Origin of the sequence: Thermus composti, assembly GCF_014647535.1 — a bacterium.
GTDB lineage: Bacteria > Deinococcota > Deinococci > Deinococcales > Thermaceae > Thermus > Thermus composti.
Genome location: NZ_BMPJ01000013.1, coordinates 1 through 16,449 on the forward strand (window position 1 = coordinate 1; position 16,449 = coordinate 16,449).

A 16,449-nucleotide genomic window follows, 5' to 3' on the forward strand; every position below is an offset into this window, starting at 1 on the left:
GGTACCAGATACGGGCTGCGCCCGCAAGGGGAGATTTACCACGAAACGGAGATGTGGGTAAAGTCCTGGTGTTAAGATGTCCTCATGCACTTAGGTCCGCTGGAGATCCTCCTCATCCTCCTCATCGTCCTCCTCCTTTTCGGTGCCAAGAAGCTTCCGGAGCTGGCCCGGGGCATCGGCCAGTCGGCCCGGGAGTTCAAAAAAGGCCTCCAGGAAGGGGACGCGAAGGAAAAACAGGAAGAGCCTAAGGCCTAGCCAAACCCCCGGCCTCTGGGCCGGGGGCGGGAGGCGCTTAGTCCTAAAGGCGTTTGAGCACTTCCTCCACTTCCTTATAGCCGGGCTTTAGCTTAAGGGCCTCCTGGCACTGGTAGCGGGCTCCTTCCTTGTCCCCTAGCTTCTCGTTGGCTAGACACAGCTGGTAGCGGTACTCCGCCTTCCTGGGCTCGAGGCGCACCGCCACCGTGAGGCGGCTTTTGGCCTTCTGGGCATCCCCCAAGGCCAGGTACACCTGGCCCAGGTAGTAGTAGGCGGCGGGGAAGCGCAAGGGGGCCAGGGCCACGGCGTTCTCCAAGGCCACCCCGGCCTCCTTGAACCGCTTCAGGGCCATGTAGGCCTGGCCCAGGGTGTACCAGCCCTCGGCGTCCAGGGGCCTAAGCTTGTGCCCTTCCTCCAAAAGGCGCGCCGCTTCCTCCGCCCTCCCCTTAAGGAGAAGGGCCGTGGCGTAGCGGACCCTAAGGGAGGTATCCTTGGGCGCCTTCTCCAAGGCCTTGGCGTACTCGGCCAGGGCCCGATCCAGGTCGCCTTTGGCCAGGTAAACCTCGGCCAAGGCCGAGCGGACCTGGGGGGTGTCCTCCAGGGCCAAGGCCCGCCGGAAAGCTTCCTCGGCCCGGTCCAGGTCCCCCAGGTAAAGGTAGACCACCCCCCGCTGGGCGAAAAGGGGCGCATACCGGGGGCTAACCCGCTCGGCGTCCCGCAGGACGGAAAGGGCCTGGTTCAGGTAGTCCCGGCCCCGTTCCCGGTCCCCCGAGGCCCGGTAGAGGGCCACGTAGGCCTCCGCCAGCACCATGTACCCCCCGATGTACCGGGGGTTCTTGGCCACCAGCTCCTTGGCGTTTTCCAAAGCGGGGTTGAGAAGCCCCACCTTGAGCTGGGCCCGGGCCATCCAGTAGAGGGTGTCCGGGTCCCCGGGGTTCTCCTTCAAGGCCCGCTCCAAAACCCTCAGCGCCGCCTCGTACTGCCCCAGGGCGTAAAGCTCCACCCCAAGCCGCAAGGGGTTCTGCTCGGCCACCTGGGCGGGCGGGGAAGGGTTTTGGGCCAGAACCGGCATCGTCCCAAGGCTCAGCGCCACTAAGAACCAACGCATCTCCTACCCTCCTACAGCACGTACCGCGTGAGGTCCGGCGAGGCGAAGACCTCCGCAAGCCGCTTCTCCACATAGGCCCGGGTGATCTCCACCCGGCCTAGGTCGGTCTGGAAACTGACCTCCTCCAGAACCTTCTCCAAGACGGTGGCGAGCCTCCGGGCCCCGATGTCCTCCAGCTCTTGGTTCGCCCGGTGGGCCGCCTGGGCGATGGCCCAAAGGGCCTCGTCCTCAAAGACGAGCTCGGTGCCGTCGGCCTTGAGGAGCTCCGTGTATTGGCGGATGAGGGAGTTTTCCGGCTCCTTGAGGATGCGGTAGAACTCCTCGGGGCCCAAGGGGGAAAGCTCCACCCTGATGGGAAACCGCCCCTGGAGCTCGGGAATCAGGTCCGAGGGCTTGGCCACGTGGAAGGCCCCGGCGGCGATGAAGAGGACGTGTTCCGTGGAGATGGGGCCGATCCTCGTGGAGACCACCGTCCCCTCCACGATGGGCAGAAGGTCCCGCTGCACCCCTTCCCCGGAGACGTCGGGGCCCACGGTGCCTTCCCGGCGGGCCACCTTGTCTATTTCGTCAATGAAGACGATGCCCTCCTCCTGGGCGCGGCGCCTCGCCTCCTCCTTGAGCTCCTCTTTGTCTATGAGGCGCTCGGCGTGCTGGTTCTTCAGGGCCTCCCGGGCCTCCCGCACGGTCATGCGGCGGCGCACCGGGCGCCTGGGGAGGAGGCCTTTGAGCATCTCCCCCATGCCCCCGAAGGCCTCGCCCCCCAAGACCCCCATGAAGGGGAGGGCCACCTCCTCCTCCACCTGGACCTCCACGAAGTGGCCGTCCAGGCGGCCCGAGCGGACCTCGGCCACCGAGGTGCGAAGCAGGGTGGCGAGCTCCTCCTCGGCGAGGGCCAGGGCCTTTTCCTCCACCTTCTTCTTCATCTCCTCCAGGACGAGCTGGTAGCTGGCCTCCGCCAGGTCCCGGACGATGGAGTCCACGTCCCGGCCCACGTACCCCACCTCGGTGAACTTGGTGGCCTCCACCTTCACGAAAGGCGCCCCGGCCAGGCGGGCGAGGCGGCGGGCGATCTCCGTCTTCCCCACCCCCGTGGGCCCGATCATGAGGATGTTCTTGGGGGTCACCTCCCGGGCGATCTCGGGGGGAAGCTTCTTGCGGCGGTAGCGGTTCCTCAAGGCCACGGCCACCGCCCGCTTGGCCGCCTCCTGGCCCACGATGTGCTTGGAAAGCTCCCTTACGATCTCAGCAGGGGTCAGGTTCATCGGGCCTCCAGGGTTAAGACGGTGATCTCCCCCGAGGTGTAGAGGTCCACCTCGGCGGCGATCCTAAGGGCCTCTTCGGCGATCTCCTTGGCGGAAAGCCCCGTGTGCCGGTAAAGGGCCTTGGCGGCGGCGAGGGCGTAGGGCCCCCCGCTGCCCACCGCCAAAAGGGGCTCCTCGGGGGCGATGACCTCGCCGCTTCCCGAAAGGAGGACCATGTTCTCCCGGTCGGCGGCGATGATCATGGCCTGAAGGTGGCGGAGGACCCGGTCGGTACGCCAGAACTTGGCCGTCTCCACCGCCCCCCTAAGGAGGTTTCCCTTGGCCTCCCTAAGCCTCTCTTCAAAGCGCTCCAAAAGGGCCATGGCGTCGGCCACGCCCCCGGCGAAGCCCACCAGGACGCCCTCCCCCACCTCTAGCCTCCGCACCTTCACCGCCCCCCGCTTGAGGACGGTCTGGCCGAAGGTCACCTGGCCGTCCCCGGCGAGGGCGGTGACCCCGTCTTTGCGCACGGCGAGGATGGTGGTGCCGTGGATCTCCACGCCGCCAAGATACCCTCGAGGCATGAGAAGGGCGTTAGGCTAGGCGGCGGAGGGCCTCCCAAGCCCCCTCCCGCTCAAAGAGGACCCGCCCCTCCCTAAAGGCGGCCGGGACCACGCCGAACCCTCCCTTGAGGCCCTCCTCGGCCTCCCGCAAGGTGTAGGGGAAGACCTCCACCCGGCGCACCCCTTCCGGGCGGTAGCGCACGAGCCTTTCGGGGAAGGAAAGAGGGGTGTCCCGGAGGAGGACAAGGAGATCGGCGTCGCTCATGGCGGTGGCCTCCCCCCGGGCCAGGGAACCGAAGAGGACCACGGCGAGGACCTCGGGGCGCTCCCCCAAGGCCCGCGCCGCCTCGGCCACCTCCTTGAGGCGGGCCTCGAGGTCAAAGCGGAAGACACGGGTCAAAGCTTTTCCTCCACAAAGGCCAGGATTCTCTGGGCCAGGTCCAGGGCCTCCTCAGCCTCGAGGCGGGTGTAGTGCCGAGCGGCAGGGCCCGCCGGGTGGGCGTCGGGATAGCGGGTGGGGATGTAGTACTTGTCCAGGACCTTGGCAGCTTCCACCAGGTCCTCGGGTACGTCCACATCCTTTGGAAGCTCGGCCAGGAGGTCTAGAATGGAGTAACCCCAGGCCACCTAGCCCCGAGCCAAATGGAGCCCCTTGAGGGCGGCCTCGGCAGCCTGTTGCGCGGCGAAGCAGGCCCAGGCGTAGTCGCCTAGGCCCAAGCTTCCCTGGGCGTGGCGTAGGTTGTGCCTCGCCTGCTCCAGCCAGTCCCGGGCCCGGTTCACCCCCTTATTATCCCACGCTCCAGGGGAATCCAGGGCACACACCCCGCCCACCCCTTCCCCTAGACTGGTAAGGGTGAAGGCCAAGACCCTAGGCGAACTCAAGCGCACCTACCCCCTGGAAAAGCTCCGCCGCACCGTGAAGGACGAGGCCCGGGAGAACCTCCGGGAGAAGCTAAAGCGGGGGGAAAGGCTTTTCCCGGGCATCCACGGCTACGAGGACACGGTGATCCCCGCCCTGGTCCAGGCCATCCTGGCCAAGCAGAACTTCATCCTCCTGGGCACCCGGGGCCAGGCGAAAAGCCGGATCCTGCGGAGCCTCACAAGCCTCCTGGACGAGGAGATCCCCGCCCTCGCCACGGAGCTTCGCGACAACCCCCTCTTTCCCATCTCCCCCGAGGGGAGGCGCCTTTTGGAGGAGGCCGGGGACGATGCCCCCATCGTCTGGCTTAGCCGGGAGGAGCGGTACGTGGAGAAGCTCGCCACCCCCGACACCACCGTGGCCGACCTCCTCGGGGACATGGACCCCATTAAGGCAGCCAGGCGGGGGACGGGGATGGCGGATCTGGAGAGCATCCACTTCGGCCTCCTCCCCAGGGCCAACCGGGGGATCTTCGCCGTGAACGAGCTCGCCGACCTCGCCCCCAAGGTGCAGGTGGCCCTTTTCAACATCCTCGAGGAGGGCGACATCCAGATCCGGGGCTACCCCATCCGGCTTCCCCTGGACGTGTGGCTCGTCTTCACCGCCAACCCCCAGGACTACACCGCCCGGGGCCGGATCGTCACGCCCCTCAAGGACCGGATCGGGAGCGAGATCCGCACCCACTACCCGAAAAGCCTGGAGGAGGGCATGCGGATCAGCGCCCAGGAGGCCTACGTCCCCGAAGGGGTCCTCATCCCCGAGTGGGTGCGGCTTTCCGTGGAGGCCGTGGCCTTCGCCGCCCGGGAGGACCGGCGGGTGGACCAGACGGCGGGGGTCTCCCAGCGCCTTTCCATCAGCCTCTTGGAGGTGGTGGCGGCAAGCGCCGAAAGGCGGGCCCTCCTCCACGGGGGAAGGCCCGTGGCGAGGCCCTTGGACCTCTACCAGGGGCTTCCCGCCATCACCGGGAAGCTGGAGCTGGAGTACGAGGGGGAGCTCCAGGGGGCGGAAAGGGTGGCCAGGGAGATCGTCCAGAGGGCCTTCGGCCTGGTCCTCCCCCGCTACCGCCTGAAGACCGAGCCCATCGTGGCCTACTTTGAGGAGGGGAACCTCCTCACCCTCCCCGAGGGGGACCTGGAAGGCGCTTTGGCCGCCATGGAGGAGGTCCCGGGCCTCCTGGAGGCCGCCCGGACCCTAGCGGAAGGGGAAACCCCCGAGCTCCTCCTCTCCGCCGGGGAGTTCGTCCTGGAGGGCCTGGTGGGCCGGAGGAAGCTCGCCCGGGGGGAGGCCAGCTACCAGGCGGCGGAACGGCCGAGGAGCTATGGCAACTAGCCTGGAGCGGGACAAGGAGGCGGTCCTAGGGGCCCTTAGGCCCTACCCCGAGGGCACGGGAACGCGGCTTTTTCTCTTCGGCTCCTTCGCCCGGGGGGAGGGCGGGCGGGCCTCGGACCTGGACTTAGCCCTCCTCGCCCCCACCCCCCTTCGGGACCTCACATGGAGCGCGTGCTGGGGAGGTTAGGATGAAGGCCATCCGCTATAGCCGCTACGAGGGAAGCCTGGAGGAGCTTTCCGCCGAGGAGATCCTGAGCCTTCTTGAGGACTTCCTCCTGGACTCGGGGTTTTCCGACCCCTTCCAGCGCTACGACCCCGACCCCGACCGCCAGCCCACCCTCGAGGACCTCTACGACGCCCTCCTCCAGGCCCTCCTAAAGAACGAACTCGTCCCCGAGGACTGGCTCAGGGAGGCCCGCTTCGCCAACCGCAAGGAGGAAACCAGGCTCTACCAGGCCATCCAGGGGATGATCTGGAAGCTCCAGGAGGCCGGGTACCTCCGCCTTCCCGGGGAGGACCCTAGGGACCCCGCCCAAGGCGGGTACCGGGGGGAGGCGGGGGAGGCCCGGTTTGAGCTCACGGAGAAAGCCTCGGACTTCCTGGGGCTAAAAAGCCTCAGGGAGCTCCTCGGCGCCTTAGGCCGAAACCCCCCGGGCCTCCACCCCACCCCCCACCACGCCCCCGGGGTGGAGAAGACCGGGGAGACCAAGCCCTGGGAGTGGGGGGACCCCCTGGACCTAAACGTCCCCGAGACCCTTAAGAAGGCGGTGGCCAAGGGCCTGGAGAACCTCCGCCATGAGGATCTGGTGATGGACCTCGCCGAGTACACCGCCAGCATGAGCACCGTGGTCCTCCTGGACTGCTCCCACTCCATGATCCTCTACGGGGAGGACCGCTTCACCCCCGCCAAGAAGGTGGCCCTCGCCCTCGCCCACCTCATCCGCACCCAGTACCCCGGGGATGGGGTCCGCTTCGTCCTCTTCCACGATACCGCTGAGGAGATCCCCCTTTCCAAGCTCCCCTTGGCCCAGGTGGGGCCCTACCACACCAACACCAAGGCGGGGCTGGAGCTCGCCCGCACCCTCCTCAGGAAGATGGGCGGGGAGATGAAGCAGATCATCCTCATCACCGACGGCAAACCCTCGGCCCTCACCCTCCCCAGCGGGGAGGTCTACAAAAACGCCTGGGGCCTGGACCCCCTGATCCTGGCCGAGACCCTCAAGGAGGCCACCCTGGCCCGGAGGGAGGGGATCCCCATCCACACCTTCATGCTGGCCCGGGAGCCCGAGCTTTTGGCCTTCGTGAAGAAGCTTTCCCAGATCACCCGGGGGAAGGCCTACCTCACGAGCCCCCGGAACATCGGCAAGTACCTCCTCCTGGACTTCCTCAACAAGAAGGTGCGGAGGAACTGATGCGCCCCCTTAGGCTAAGCCTTCTTCTAAAGCGCCTGCGTGGGCCCAGGGTCCACCCAAAGCCCCTCCCCGCCCTGGTGCGGGCCTACCCCGAGGTGCGGACCCCCCTCTCCCTGAACCTCCCCTACTACGCCGCCCGGGGGGAGAGGGGCTACGTCCTCCTCCCCTGGGACCGCTACATGGCGGAGGTGGAAACCGCCCTGGCCGAAACGACCCAGAACCCCCCTTAGGCCGAGCGCAGAAGCTCCCGCAGGAAGACCCCAAGGACCCCGAAGAGCAAAACGCTCATAGCCGCCAAAACCCCGTAGTGAAGGGGCCTTGGAGCCACGGGCCTTTCAGGAAGGGTGGGGGGCACAAGCACCTGGGCCACGAGGAGGCGGTCCAAGGCCCCGTCCACTTCCAAAAGCGCCTGAAGCCATGATTGGCGGACCTCCGCCAAGGTTTCCAGGTAGGCCACCATGGCCAGGACCCCCGGGGAAACGGGCGAAGAGGAAGTTGACAACCTATCCTGGGCCTTCTGCCAAAAGGAGGCCTCCTCCTCGGCCCGAAGGCGCTCTGCAGCCAAAACCTCCCTGTACGCCTCCCGCACCTGGGCCCTAAGGAAGCCTAGGGCTTCCTGCTTAAGGCGTTCCGCCCGCTCCCGGGCTTCTTCGGGCGTGGGGGCCAAGGCCTCGAGGGCAAGAACCCGCCGCTCCCTGTCCCAGTCCACCCGGGCGAAGGAGCCGAGCCGCTCCCCTGTGGAGGCAACCAAACCAGGGAGGGTAAGCTCCAAAGCGTGCACAAGGGCTCCCAAAAGGGCTTCTTCTCGGGAAGACGAGGCCTGCCCGCCCTTATCCTCCCCCAAGGCAGGCACAAGCTCGGGTAAGCCTAGGGAAAGAGGGGCCACATCCAGGAAGACCAGGGTTTGGGAAACGTACCGCTTGGGCAGGGAAAGGCTCACCGCGTACACCCCAAGACCCACGCCCAAGGCCACAAGAAAAAGCCCCACCCAGGCCCGCCTTAAAGCCTGTAGCAGGTCCAATAGGGTAACCTCCCGCTCCATACTTACTTGGCCCCAAACCCCGTGAGGAGGACCCAAAAGGTCTTAAAAAGGATCCTTAAATCCAGCCAAAAGGAAAGGTGCTTGATGTAATAGAGGTCGTAGCTCAGCTTCACCAGGGTCTCCTCCTTCCCCTCGGCGTAGCCCTGCTGCACCTGGGCCCAGCCGGTAAGCCCCGGGCGCACGGCGTGCCTTAGGGCGTAAAGGGGGATCTCCCGGGCGTAGACCTCCGCCAGAACCCTCTGCTCGGGCCTGGGGCCGATCAGGTTCATATCGCCCCTTAAGATGTTCCAAAACTGCGGCAGCTCATCCAAGCGGTAGCGCCTGAGAAAGCGCCCCAAGGGGGTGATCCGCCCCTCCTCCTCCCCGGCGTAGGCCCCCTCCCGAGGAGCCCCCCGCATGGTGCGGAACTTGTAGGCGAGAAAGGGCCTCCCCCCAAGCCCCACCCGCTCCTGGGCGAAGAGGACGGGCCGGCCCAGATCCAGGTAGACGAGAAGGGCTACGCCAAGCCCGATAAGAAAGATCAAAGGGGAAAAAAGCACCACAAGCCCCACCTCAAAGGCCCGCTTGAAGAGGGGGTAAAGGCCCAGGTCCCGCTCCGCCAGGGCCGAAAGCCCCTCACTAAGCCCGGGCTCCAGGGGCACCCGGCCCGTGTAGCCCTCGTAAACCGTGGCGGCGTGCAGGATGGGGATACCCCGCAAAGAGGCCTCGGCCAAAAGGGGAAGGGCCCTGGGGTCTAAGTGGTGGAGGTCCGCCACCACCCCTTCGGCCTCCTCGAGGCTCGCCAAGGGATGGAGTTCCCGCCCCAGGCTCTGCCTTAACCAATCCCCCATGCCCCCCGGCACCAGGGCCAGCCGGGCCGGAGGTAGGTGGCGCAGGTAGAGGAGGAGGGCTAAGAAAGCAAGCAGGGTAGCCGAAAGGAGGAAAAGCCGGGAATAATAGAGCCGCCCCATGGCCAGGACCGCCACCAAAAGCAGGGTGAAGAGAAGCAGGTTAAAGGCCACCAGCCCCCACACCTCCCGCCCGGGGTAGCGGGCCATCCGATCGGTGGCCACGAAGGCCAGGAGGTGGGTAAGCACGGTAAGCCCCACAAGCCCCCACACCTCCCCGCGCCAAGGGGGCGGGCCGAAGACCCAAAGGGCGGCCATCAGGGGCGGAAGAAGACTTAGTCCTAGGACCAGGGCCGGGAGGGAGCGGGTTTTGACCAGGCGATAGGGGAGGCGTAGCTCCAAAACGCCCATGGCCTTCATCCTACCAGTAAAGGCGTGAAAGGGGCATGAAAACCCCGGCCACCTTAGGCGCCCAAGACCTCTTGGTAAGCCTCCCAGACCCCGCGAAGCATCCGCTCTAGGGTGAAGAAGGCCTCGTACCGTTTTCGCCCCCTAGCGCCCATTTCCCTCCTGAGCGAAGGGTTTTCCAGGATAACCCTAAGCCTCTCCCGCAAAGCCCCCTCATCCCCCCGGGGCACCCGAAAACCTGTCTCCTCATGCACCACCGCCTCCCCCACCCCGCCCACGTCCGTGGCCACCACGGGAAGCCCGGCCCGCATGGCCTCCAGCACCGTAAGGGGTAACCCTTCCTACCTGGAGGCCAAAACGAAAACCTGGGCCTCGGCCAAAACCCGGTCCACGTCCCGCCGCTTTCCCAAAAACCGCACCCTCCCGGAAAGCCCCAGGGTTTCCGAAAGAGCCTGGATCTCGGGAAGAAGGGCCCCTTCCCCCACCAGGTCCAGCGTCCAAGGGAGGTTTTTGAGCCCTGCCAGGGCCCTAAGGAGGAGGGCGTGGTCCTTTTGGGGGGCAAACCTCGCCACCATGACGAGCCTCGGGGGGTGCCTGGCGGGATCCGCCCTCAAGGGGGTGTCGGGCACCCCGTTCCAAACCACCCGGACCCGCTCCGGGGGTACCACCCGGTAGCGGAGGGCGAGCGCCCGGTCGTACTCTGAGACCGCGAGGACCAAATCCCCCACCCGCCCCGCCAGGCGCTCCAAAGCCAGGGCCAAAGCCTTTCGCCCCGGGCCCACCCCATCGGTAAAGGCCCAGCCGTGGGCGGTGAAGACGCTCTTTACCCCAAGGCTTCGCGCCGCAAGCCGCCCCAAGACCCCCGCCTTGGAGGAGTGGGCGTGGACCAGATGGGGCCTGACCTTGGCCACAAGGTCCCTCACCTCCCAAAAACCCAAGAGGTCCCGCCCAGGACGCACCGGTTGGACGAGGTGCTTTAGAAGGTGCACCTCCACCCCCAAGGCCCTCGCCTCCTCCACCAGGAAGCCGTCCCGGTCCAGACCCACCCCCAGGTGGAGCTCCGCCCGGTCCCGGAAGGCCTTCAGGAGTTCCAAAAGGTGGACCTGGGCCCCCCCTGGCTCAGCGCGGGTGATGAGGTAAAGGATGCGCACGCCGCCCCCCTAGGTGTAAAGCCCCGTAAAGCAGAATCGCCGCCCAAACGAGAAGACGAAGCCTTGTGTTGGCCCCAAGGTTATCGCTAAAAAGCCCTATCCCTGCACCCAAAACTAGCGCATAAATAAGGAGGAACTCTGAAGGACCTGGTCTCCACAGGCGGGGCAGGCCCACAAGGGCGGGAGCAATCCAGGGCAAGATATACACCGTCTCAAAGAAAGCTATAGCCTCCAGGGGAGCGTCCACCTGCCAGGGAAACGGTCCAAGCCACACCGTCACAAAGCTATACCCCCAGACCAGAAAAAAGCTTAGGGGATGCGAGGGATCCAGTTGAAGCCCCAAAGAACTCCCCCCTATACCGTAAACCTCCTCCCGCATACGGGCTAAATGTTCAGGGCTTAAGAGGGGAGCAAGGTAGTTCCACCCCAAAACACCCCACCCCAAAAGCCAGGGCGCCACTAAAGCCACGAGGAATAAGGCTCCAACCACCTCCCAACGCACCCTCTTAAAAAGGGCAAAAGCTCCCAGGGCAATCCAAATAGCCAAAACCGCATAGGGACGCAAGGCCCAAAGGAGAAGGGACGCCCCAAAGAATACCAGCATCACCCTCCAAGAGAAACCTTTCCACAGGTCCAGGGAAACGTAAAGCAACAGCAACCCTAAAAACCAAACCCCAGGGTCCTTAAGAAGCTGCGTGCTATAAAAAACCGCCGAAGGATAAAAGGACAGGGTAATCCCCGCTAGGTTAGCGGGTCGGAGCAGCGACCATCTAGGGCCAGACCAAGGAGCAAGACGCTCGGCTAAAAGAACCCCTACGCCCACCCCTAAAGCACCCAGCACAACATTGAGCAGCTTACCCAAAAACAAACTGGGACCCACGAGCTTAAAAAACAAAGCGAGAAAAACCGGATAGGCGTTGGGCAAAGAAACCTCCCCCCAATCCCCCGCCGCCATCCTCCGGGCCACTTCAAAATAAAAGCGATCGTCCGCCCCTGAGGCCAAAGGGTAAAACCCTCCAAAACCGGCCCAAAGCGAGTAAAGATGAGTAGCTACTAGGGCGACCCCCCTAACCCCAAGAGCTAAGCCCGTCCAGAACAGAAAGAGGATCCAGGACTCACTGATCCGCAACACCCTTCCCCCTTACCTTCTCGTACCACACCGCAAAACGTCGGGCAATAAAGGGGAACTCCAGCTCCTTCGGGTAAACGGGAACCGCCCCTTTCTCCAACGCCCGAAGTATTCCCTCCGCCAGAGCCCGAAAAACAAACAAGACTGAAACAAATCTCAGCCCCAAAACAAGAATCATCGCAAATATTCACCATAAAGTTCTACCAACCTTTCCTTTATGCGCTCCCAAGCAAACTTTTCTTCATATAAAAGCCGAACCCTTTGAGCAAAAGAACTTCGCTCTTCTAAGGACCAAGCCTCCACCTCGCGAAAAGCCGCCTCTAGTTGTTCTAAAGATCCATAATCTACTACAAAACCCAATCCATTTTCCTTCACAAGACGATCCATGCCCGTATCACGGGCTACTATTATGGGCTTTCCCAAAGCCATAGCCTCAAATAGCTTGTTAGCACTAGAAAAGCGATGATTAGGAATAGAGGGGTCATAAGTCGCAAAAAGCACATGGGCTTGGCAAGAAAGCTCTAGTGCCTTAGCATAAGGGACGCGTCCATGAAATCGAACATTTGACATGCCCTTTGCCTTCTGAGCAATCACTTTTTCATCTCCGCCAAGGCCAGCTAAATCCAATTCCCAATCGGGATGTCTCTCTAATACACGTAAAACTTCTAGTATACCGCGCTCCACCTGCAGTAAGCCTACATACACAATCCTTAACGGCGGGGGTGGTGGGGGCGCAGGGCACACATATGAAACATCTGGAGAGTTGTAAATGAAGACGAGCCGTTTAGGAATTGATCCACGAATTTGCTCCTTTCTCGCTTCATCCGCCAAAATGACAGCATCTACCCACCCTATTACTTTAAGGTCCACAAAGCGCACAAGTTTTTTTAGCCAGGTCGGTGTACGCCGTAACATATCGGCGTAAAAGTCAAAGATATCGTAAACAACTTTTTTGCCAAATAAACGCCCTACCAAAAGAGCGGGAAGTATGGTGTCAAAATCGCAAGCATGTAAAACATCATATGTGCCCTTTTTACGCAACAAATACCACAGCAAGGTTAGTTGAAACTTCAAAAGGCTAGGAAGATTAGCTAAACCGGTGCCAAAAGCTCCCTTGACAGGTAGACGTTCTATAACGCCAAAATCGCGGACTTCTCTTCTAGGAAGACCACCTAAACGATCCCAGCCAAGAACACGGACCTGATAACCCGCCTCAGCTAAGGCCTTGGCTTCTTTTTCCACCCTAGGGTCTGGATCAATCGGATTAGAGCGCAAGAACAAGACCCTCTTCATCCCCATAGCTCCCCCATAACCTCCAAATAGGCCCTTACAGCACTCTCCAAGGAATAACGTTCCAGATGGGCCTCCAATTCCTCCTCTGGCAACTCCATCCCGCGAACCAAAAGTTGCTCCATACCTTGAGCCAAACCTTCCACCGTCCGCGGAACTAAAATTCCTAATTTTCCCCAGGCCAAGGCCTCAGCTACCCCTCCCTCAGACTCCGCGGCCACAACCGGCTTCTTTAAGGCTAAGGCCTCCAATATCACCGTAGGCAAGCCCTCATAACGACTGGACACCACAAGCCCACGAGCCAACCGCAAATAGGGATAGGGGTTGGCTCTATACCCCAAAAAGAACACCCTACTCGAAAGACCGAGAAGATCGGTTAAGGCTTCTAGCTTTGCTCGCTCCGGTCCATCGCCCAGGATAAGGAGTTTAGCTTCTAAAAAGGGTTTCTGCTTTACTAAAAAGGCGTAGGCGCGCAACAAGAGATCAAAGCCCTTCTGGGAATGAAGCCGTCCAACAGCAACCAGAAAAGGCTCCCCCTTATCAAGGGGGAGTTCGCTCGGCTCCTCCTTTGCTAGCGCCACGATACGCCCCCTGTCCAAGGGGTTGGGGAGTACCTTTATTAGCGATGGCTCCGCCCCAACAAAGCGGGCAAATGCTTCGGCCACTCCTAGGGAAACCGCTCCCACCCGGGCAAGAGGATGACAAAGGGCTTCCCGCAGAGCTTTTCTAGCCCCCCAGACCGCTACCCTGCCCTTTAGCCCCCGCACGTCCCTGAGGTAAGAAGGGGTATTATGCAGTACCCAAAGACAAGGAATCTGCGAACGCCACGCCGCCCACAAGGGAACAAGGTCCACATAATCCCATACCGGAATAGCCACCTTAGGCTTTCGCCGAGCAAAGTAATCCCTCAAAGCCGGATAGGCACGCACAAGGCGCAAACGGCGAGGTACATTCAAATCTACTAAATTAATCCCCTCGGGAAGGTCCCGGAGCAAGGGGCCCTCGGCCTTGGCTAAGACCATGTCAACCGCCAGCCCCCGGGTTAGAAAAGCCTTGGCTAGGTCCAGATACACCCTCTCCACACCTCCACCCTGAAGGGCAGGCAACACAAAGGCCACATCTGGACCGAAGCTCACGTTCGCCTCCCACCAAAACCTGTTCGCCCCAGCACCCAGAACATCCCGAGAACTACTCCGAGTTCTACAACCACCATACCCCAGGCCATGCCCAAAACTCCCATCCACCACACCAAAAACGCCCCCAAAACGATGTTAAACATACCCGCCCCTAGAGTCAGCCAAAGAAACGGGCGGTCCAGCCCCATGGGAAGAAGGACCTGCATACCCAAAAAGCTGGAAACCGAACTCAGGAGCAAAAAGAGGGACATAACCCGAACCAGAAGAACGCTATCCTCGTAGCCCGGCCCCAAGAACCAGGGAACAAGCCAAGGGCTGGTCAAAAAAAGAAAAAGACTAACCCCCAGGCCCAACCCTACCGTGGCCAGACCGCCGTAACGGACCCAACGCCAAGCTTCTCTCCGATCCTGCTTCCAGGCGAAGCTGAGCCTGGGGAAAAAGAGCCGGCTCAAAGGAGCCCATAGGTTAACCAAGGGGCGCACAAGCCTTTCGGCCGCGGCATAATGCCCCACGGCTCCAGGCGGCACAAACAAGCTCACCAAGGCTACGTTCAGGGAAGTGTATAAGAGGGTGGCGAGACTGTAGGCGAAAAGGCCTAACCCCCTTCTCAACCACGCCCACCCCCCCCGAAGTCCCGGGAAAAACACCCTACCCAAGGCCCATCGCATTCCCCAAAGACCTACCATCCAAGCGGCAAAGGCTTGCAGGAACAGAGGCAAAGCTAGGTCTTCAGCGTCCCTAACCAGAAGAAAAATACCCAAGGTGGTAAGGCCTCGGATGCTTCCCTCGAGAAGGGCTACTGCCCGCATCTCCTCGAGGCCCTGGAAAAACCAAAGCGTGTTCAAACCCTGACCAAGGGCTGCAAGTAGGGCTCCAAAGAAAAGGGCCTTCTCCTCTTGGAAGAAGGGAAAACCGAAATACAGAAGGAACGCAAGGAAAAAGGTGGGAAGAACAAGCAAAAGCCGCGCATGAAAAACCCCGGCCAAGATCTCCCCAAGCCTAGCCGGATCCTGTCGGCTCCTGGCCACCTCCCGGGTGGCCGAAAGGCCGAAACCGTAGTCCAAAACCAGGTAAAGGTACTGCACCGAGGCTTGGGCCAGCGCCAGCTTGCCAAACCCCTCAGGCCCTAAAACTCGGGAAAGGTAAGGGAGGGTAAGGAGGGGAAAGAGATAATTGGCCCCCTGGACCAGGTAGAGGTAAAAGAGGTTCCTCCCCAGGTTGGAACCCAACGCCCGCCGCACGAGGCGCCAAGGGGCCACCTAGCCCTCCACCAGCCTTCTAGCCTCCTGCAAAAGCCCCTGGACCTTCCCGGGGTCCGTGGCCTCCACGTAGATCCGGAGCACGGGCTCCGTCCCCGAGGCCCGGAAGAGGACCCAGGCCTCCTGGTAAAGCCACTTCACCCCGTCCAGGGTGTCCACCCCCACGGGGGTCATGCCCAAAAGGGGCTTGGGCTCGGCCAGGCGGGAAAGGTCCAGGGGGGCCTTCAGGGGCAGGTCCAGCCGGTCGTAGGCGTGGGTGAGGCCCGCAAGGGCCTCCACCTCCTTAAACTGCTCCGCCAGGTCCTTCCCCGTGGCCCCCACGCTTTCCACCAGGAAGAGGGCGGAAAGGATCCCGTCCCGCTCGGGCAGGTGCTCGGGGTACCCCACGCCCCCGGACTCCTCGCCGCCGATAAAGCAGTCCCCTTTGAGGAACTCCTCCTTAATCCACTTGAAGCCGATGGGGGTGGTGGTGACCCCAAAGCCAAGCCTTTCCCCCAGCCGGTCCAGAAGCCAGCTCACGGCGAAGTTCTTCACCGCCCGCCCCTTAAGCCCTTTGCGGAAGCGGTAGAGGGCCAGGGTGGTGAGGACCTGGTGGGGGTTGAAAAAGACCCCCCCGGGCAGGACCACCCCCACCCGGTCGGCGTCCCCGTCGGTGGCCACGGCGAAGGTGGGCGAGGCCTCCGCGGACATCACCGCCTGGGTCACCCCCAGGTTCTTGGGGATGGGCTCGGGGTTCACCCCGTGGAAGAGGGGATGGGGCTCCTCGCGGAGGGGCTTCACGGGGATCTCCAGCCCCACGTGGCGGAAGAAGCCCTTCAAAAACCCCGCCCCGGCCCCGCCCATGCTGTCGTGGTAGAGGGTGCCGGGGAAAACGGCCAGGGCCTTTAGGTCCACCAGGCGGGCCAGGGCCTCGTAGTAGGCCTCCCGGAGGTCCAAGGTCTCCACCGGGCCCTCCTTGGGGGAGGCCTCCTCGGGGACCAGGGCCTCAATGGCCTTGGCCTCCTCCTGGGCGATGGGGCCCCCGGTGGCGTCCTTGAACTTCACCCCCAGGTACTGGGGCGGGTTGTGGCTTGCGGTGAGCATGGCCCCGCCCACCGCCCCCAGGTGACGCACGGCGAAGGAAAGGAGAGGCGTGGGCACGGGGCCCTTTAGGAGGGCTACCTTCAGGCCCATCCCCGAAAGGTGGGCGACCAGGGCCCGGGCGAACTCCCCCGCAAGGAAGCGGGTGTCGTGCCCCACCACCACAAGCCCCCCGCCCCTTTCCAAGAGATAGCGGCCGTAGGCCTCCGCCAGGCGGTGCAGCGTGGCGAAGGTGAAGTCCCGGGCGATGACCCCACGAAAGCCTTCCGTGCCGAAGCGGATGGGGGCACTCATCGGGTA

The 16,449-nt window shown here is 63.0% G+C and carries 16 protein-coding genes and 2 pseudogenes; 5 read left to right on the plus strand and 13 right to left on the minus strand.

Annotated elements, in window-relative coordinates; genetic code table 11:
* Positions 1-84: 84 nt before the first annotated feature.
* Positions 85-255 carry a twin-arginine translocase TatA/TatE family subunit gene (gene tatA, locus IEX93_RS06415; protein ID WP_188847398.1) on the plus strand — a complete coding sequence of 57 codons (171 nt, stop codon included), beginning with the start codon at positions 85-87 and terminating at the stop codon, positions 253-255.
* A gap of 43 nt (positions 256-298) precedes the next feature.
* Here the strand turns inward: tatA and IEX93_RS06420 are convergent, their stop codons facing one another.
* The 5 genes and pseudogenes from IEX93_RS06420 to IEX93_RS06440 form a co-directional block, all read right to left on the minus strand.
* Positions 299-1,363, minus strand: coding sequence for a tetratricopeptide repeat protein (locus tag IEX93_RS06420; RefSeq protein WP_188847399.1), 1,065 nt, complete (start codon positions 1,361-1,363; stop codon positions 299-301).
* Positions 1,364-1,374: 11 nt separating this feature from the next.
* On the minus strand, positions 1,375-2,625 hold the full coding sequence (locus tag IEX93_RS06425) for an ATP-dependent protease ATPase subunit HslU (protein ID WP_188847400.1): 1,251 nt from the start codon (positions 2,623-2,625) through the stop codon (positions 1,375-1,377).
* A complete protein-coding gene (gene hslV, locus IEX93_RS06430; protein ID WP_188847401.1) occupies positions 2,622-3,188 on the minus strand; it encodes an ATP-dependent protease subunit HslV in 567 nt (188 codons plus the stop codon). Before hslV ends, IEX93_RS06425 begins: the two co-directional genes overlap by 4 nt.
* A gap of 10 nt (positions 3,189-3,198) precedes the next feature.
* Positions 3,199-3,567, minus strand: a complete 369-nt coding sequence (locus IEX93_RS06435) for a nucleotidyltransferase domain-containing protein (protein WP_188847402.1) — start codon at positions 3,565-3,567, stop codon at positions 3,199-3,201.
* Positions 3,564-3,947 (minus strand): annotated as a pseudogene (locus IEX93_RS06440) (HEPN domain-containing protein). The gene IEX93_RS06435 and the pseudogene IEX93_RS06440 overlap by 4 nt, the downstream one beginning before the upstream one ends.
* A gap of 73 nt (positions 3,948-4,020) precedes the next feature.
* Here IEX93_RS06440 and IEX93_RS06445 point away from each other — a divergent pair.
* From IEX93_RS06445 to IEX93_RS06460, 4 genes are read left to right on the plus strand one after another with little or no spacing between them, the layout of a single operon-like run.
* Positions 4,021-5,415 carry a sigma 54-interacting transcriptional regulator gene (locus IEX93_RS06445; protein ID WP_188847403.1) on the plus strand — a complete coding sequence of 465 codons (1,395 nt, stop codon included), beginning with the start codon at positions 4,021-4,023 and terminating at the stop codon, positions 5,413-5,415.
* Positions 5,405-5,602: a nucleotidyltransferase domain-containing protein gene (locus IEX93_RS06450; RefSeq protein WP_188847404.1), complete on the plus strand. Its 198-nt coding sequence runs from the start codon at positions 5,405-5,407 to the stop codon at positions 5,600-5,602. Before IEX93_RS06445 ends, IEX93_RS06450 begins: the two co-directional genes overlap by 11 nt.
* Position 5,603: 1 nt before the next feature.
* Complete coding sequence (locus tag IEX93_RS06455; RefSeq protein WP_188847405.1) at positions 5,604-6,827, plus strand: vWA domain-containing protein; 1,224 nt, start codon at positions 5,604-5,606, stop codon at positions 6,825-6,827.
* A complete protein-coding gene (locus IEX93_RS06460) occupies positions 6,827-7,057 on the plus strand; it encodes a hypothetical protein (RefSeq protein ID WP_188847406.1) in 231 nt (76 codons plus the stop codon). The genes IEX93_RS06455 and IEX93_RS06460 overlap by 1 nt, the downstream gene beginning before the upstream one ends.
* On the opposite strand, the gene IEX93_RS06465 is transcribed toward IEX93_RS06460, so the two are convergent.
* The 8 genes and pseudogenes from IEX93_RS06465 to IEX93_RS06500 form a co-directional block, all read right to left on the minus strand.
* Complete coding sequence (locus tag IEX93_RS06465; RefSeq protein ID WP_188847407.1) at positions 7,054-7,869, minus strand: GumC domain-containing protein; 816 nt, start codon at positions 7,867-7,869, stop codon at positions 7,054-7,056. The two genes, IEX93_RS06460 and IEX93_RS06465, sit on opposite strands and share 4 nt — an antisense overlap.
* Positions 7,870-7,871: 2 nt before the next feature.
* Complete coding sequence (locus IEX93_RS06470; RefSeq protein WP_188847408.1) at positions 7,872-9,116, minus strand: sugar transferase; 1,245 nt, start codon at positions 9,114-9,116, stop codon at positions 7,872-7,874.
* 44 nt (positions 9,117-9,160) lie between these two features.
* Positions 9,161-10,255: pseudogene (locus tag IEX93_RS06475) on the minus strand (glycosyltransferase family 4 protein).
* Positions 10,256-11,370: 1,115 nt separating this feature from the next.
* The gene (locus tag IEX93_RS06480) at positions 11,371-11,562 is read right to left on the minus strand and encodes a hypothetical protein (protein ID WP_188847409.1); all 192 of its coding nucleotides are present in this window, start codon (positions 11,560-11,562) and stop codon (positions 11,371-11,373) included.
* Positions 11,559-12,677 carry a glycosyltransferase family 4 protein gene (locus IEX93_RS06485; RefSeq protein ID WP_229906115.1) on the minus strand — a complete coding sequence of 373 codons (1,119 nt, stop codon included), beginning with the start codon at positions 12,675-12,677 and terminating at the stop codon, positions 11,559-11,561. Before IEX93_RS06485 ends, IEX93_RS06480 begins: the two co-directional genes overlap by 4 nt.
* Positions 12,674-13,810, minus strand: a complete 1,137-nt coding sequence (locus IEX93_RS06490) for a glycosyltransferase (RefSeq protein WP_188847411.1) — start codon at positions 13,808-13,810, stop codon at positions 12,674-12,676. Before IEX93_RS06490 ends, IEX93_RS06485 begins: the two co-directional genes overlap by 4 nt.
* On the minus strand, positions 13,807-15,069 hold the full coding sequence (locus IEX93_RS06495) for an oligosaccharide flippase family protein (RefSeq protein WP_188847412.1): 1,263 nt from the start codon (positions 15,067-15,069) through the stop codon (positions 13,807-13,809). Before IEX93_RS06495 ends, IEX93_RS06490 begins: the two co-directional genes overlap by 4 nt.
* Positions 15,070-16,443: a phosphoglucomutase/phosphomannomutase family protein gene (locus IEX93_RS06500; protein ID WP_188847413.1), complete on the minus strand. Its 1,374-nt coding sequence runs from the start codon at positions 16,441-16,443 to the stop codon at positions 15,070-15,072. It lies immediately after the preceding gene.
* Positions 16,444-16,449 lie beyond the last annotated feature (6 nt).